The sequence below is a fragment of the Kitasatospora sp. NPDC093558 genome, assembly GCF_040683475.1.
GTDB lineage: Bacteria > Actinomycetota > Actinomycetes > Streptomycetales > Streptomycetaceae > Kitasatospora.
The window spans coordinates 1-2,757 of sequence record NZ_JBFBDY010000749.1 but is presented as its reverse complement, the minus strand read 5'-3'; the positions used below and the strand labels follow the sequence as shown (position 1 = coordinate 2,757).

Annotated in this window: 4 protein-coding genes; 2 read left to right on the top strand and 2 right to left on the bottom strand. The window is 73.4% G+C overall.

Going from position 1 to position 2,757, the window contains the following annotated elements; all coding sequences use genetic code 11:
• Positions 1 to 238, top strand: a 238-nt coding sequence (locus AB0O00_RS34675) for a hotdog domain-containing protein (RefSeq protein WP_363658637.1), incomplete at its 5' end; no start/stop codon positions are given.
• Here AB0O00_RS34675 and AB0O00_RS34670 read toward each other — a convergent pair.
• Both AB0O00_RS34670 and AB0O00_RS34665 read right to left on the bottom strand, forming a co-directional pair.
• Positions 223 to 693, bottom strand: a complete 471-nt coding sequence (locus AB0O00_RS34670; protein ID WP_363658634.1) for a CBS domain-containing protein — start codon at positions 691 to 693, stop codon at positions 223 to 225. The genes AB0O00_RS34675 and AB0O00_RS34670 overlap by 16 nt on opposite strands.
• Positions 694 to 805: 112 nt before the next feature.
• On the bottom strand, positions 806 to 1,735 hold the full coding sequence (locus AB0O00_RS34665) for an SPFH domain-containing protein (protein WP_363658633.1): 930 nt from the start codon (positions 1,733 to 1,735) through the stop codon (positions 806 to 808).
• Between the two features lie 218 nt (positions 1,736 to 1,953).
• Between AB0O00_RS34665 and AB0O00_RS34660 the strand changes: the two genes are divergently transcribed.
• Positions 1,954 to 2,655 (top strand): uracil-DNA glycosylase, encoded by a 702-nt coding sequence (locus AB0O00_RS34660; RefSeq protein WP_363658639.1) that lies wholly within the window; start codon positions 1,954 to 1,956, stop codon positions 2,653 to 2,655.
• Positions 2,656 to 2,757 lie beyond the last annotated feature (102 nt).

Here is a 2,757-nt window from a genome sequence, read left to right as displayed (position 1 = left end):
GGCCCCCGCCCCCCGCGCGAGTGGTCGCGCCGGGCGGGCGGCCCGTGGCGGCTTCGGGCCGATGACCACCGTCCAGCAGTCGACGACCTTCCAGCGCGCCGTCGCCGAGCGGGACGTCCTGGTGCACGCCCGGGTGACCAAGCTCGGCCGGCGGATCGCCTTCCTCGACATCACGCTCACCGCCGAGGGCGACGAGGAGCCGGCCGCGCACGCCACCACCGTCTACGCGCTCGCCTGACCGGGCCCGGTCACCGCGGGGTGGACGGGCGGTTCGTCCGCGCAAACCGCCGACACGAACTCCGCCAGCCTGGCCTGCGGCAGCCCGTGGGCGATGTCCGCCTCGGTGATCATCCCGACCAGCTGGTGCTCGGGGTGGTTGATCACCGGCAGGCGGCGCACCTGGTACTGCTCCATCACCCGCAGCACCTGTTCCGCGTCCTCGTCCGCCTCCACCGTCATCGGCCTGCCGACGGCCACCTCGCCCGCCGTCACCGCGGCCGGGTCCCGGCCCTCCGCGATGCACTTGAGGACGATGTCGCGGTCGGTCACGATGCCCAGCAGCTTCTGGTTCTCGCCGCAGATGGGCAGCGCGCCGACGTCCCGGTCCCGCATGATCCGGGCGGCGGTGGCGAGCGTCTCGTGCTCGCGGATGCACTCGACGCCCGGGTGCATGATGTCGCTGGCTCTGGTCATGGTCGGCCTCCCTGACGTGCCTGCGGTCCCCGTTGTCCATCGTGGTCCGGGCGGCCGACGGTCGCCACCGGGGCGGCCGTCGGACCGCCGTCGGGCCGCCCTCAGGCCGCCTTCAGGCCGCCTTGCCGTGCTCGGAGCGCTTGTCCGCCGGCTCGGTCTCCTCCAGCGGCGACTTCTTCAAGATCTCCTCCAGCTCCGGGAGTTCGAGCTGCCGCGCGCCCTCCTCGACCGCGGCGTGCGCGGTCTCCGCGACCGCCTTCTGCGCGGAGCGCAGCTGGGCGTCCGTCGCCGTGTCCAGGAAGCGCAGCAGCTCCACCGGGAACGGCAGCACGAGTGTCGAGTTCTTCTCCGCCGCCACCTCCACCACGGTCTGCAACAGCCGCAGTTGGAGCGCCGCCGGGGTCGAGCTCATCACGGCGGCCGCCTCCGAGAGGCGGGCCGACGCCTGGTACTCGCCGTCCGCCGTGATGATCCGCGCCCGGCGCTCGCGCTCGGCCTCCGCCTGCCGGGCGATCGAGCGCTTCATCGACTCCGGCAGGGCGACGTCCTTGATCTCCACCCGGTCGATCTGGATGCCCCAGCCCAGCGCCGGACTGTCGATCATCAACTCCAGCCCCTGGTTGATCGGTTCGCGGTTGGCCAGCAGGTCGTCCAGCTCGCTCTTGCCGATGATCGACCGCAGCGAGGTCTGCGCGACCTGGGAGATCGCGAAGTTGTAGTCCTGCACGTTGATGGTCGCCCGGACCGGGTCGAGGACGCGGAAGTACACCACCGCGTCCACCCGCACGGTCACGTTGTCCCGGGTGATGCCCTCCTGCGCCGGGATCGGCATCGTCACGATCTGCACGTTGACCTTGCGCAGCTTGTCCGCGATCGGCATCAGCGCGACCAGCCCCGGCTCGCGCACCTCCTCCCGCACCCGGCCGAAGCGGAACACCACGCCCTTCTGGAACTGCTGGACCACCCTGATGCTCAGGCCCGCCCAGATCGCCCCCAGTCCCACCAGCCCCCCGATCGCCCCCAGCACCGCATCGACGATCATCGCGGCCTCCTCGCGCACCAGCCAGTCCCGGCCGTCGCCGACCCGAACCGACCGGGGGCCGCCGGAGCAGATGATTCAACGCTACGCCTGCCCGGCCACCGCCGGACCGAACCAACAAACCGAAGACCGGCCCTAGGATCGTCGCCATGCCGCTGTCCCCCGCCGACGACCCCGGCCACCCGCGTCACCCCGCCGAGGCCGCCGCCCGCGCCGGCGGGATGGCCGCCCTGGACCGTGTCGTCACCGGCTGCCGCGCCTGCCCCCGCCTGGTCGAGTGGCGCGAGGAGACCGCCCGCACCAAGCGCCGCGCCTACCAGGACTGGGACTACTGGGCCCGCCCGATCCCCGGCTTCGGCCCGCCCGACGCCCCACTCGTCCTCGTCGGCCTCGCCCCCGCCGCCCACGGCGCCAACCGCACCGGCCGCATCTTCACCGGCGACCCCTCCGGCGACCTCCTGTACGCGGCACTGTACGAGCTCGGGCTCGCCAACCGCCCGGAATCCGTGCGCCACGGCGACGGCCTGGAGCTGTACGGCGTCCGCATCACCGACCCGGTGCGCTGCGCCCCGCCCGACAACAAGCCGACCACAGCCGAGCGCGACACCTGCCGCCCCTGGATCACCCGCGAACTCGAGCTCCTGCGCCCCACCGTGCGCACGGTCGTCGCGCTCGGCGGCTTCGCCTGGCAGGCCCTGCTCCCGGCCGTGGCCGCCGCCGGCTGGGAGGTCCCGCGGCCACGCCCCGCGTTCGGCCACGCCGCCCACGTCACCCTGCCCGCCACCGACGGCGGCCCGCCGCTCGACCTCTACGGCTGCTACCACGTGAGCCCCCGCAACACGAAGACCGGCCGCCTGACGACGGAGATGCTCCACGGCCTCCTCCGCACCGCCGCCCACACCGCCGGCCTCAGCCCGACGTAGCGCGCCGCCCCGAAGCCACGCTCGACGGCCGCATCCTGGTCGACTTCGGCAATGCGCCGGTCAGCACTCTGCTCAACCTCCTCCACCTGCTCCGCGCCCTGG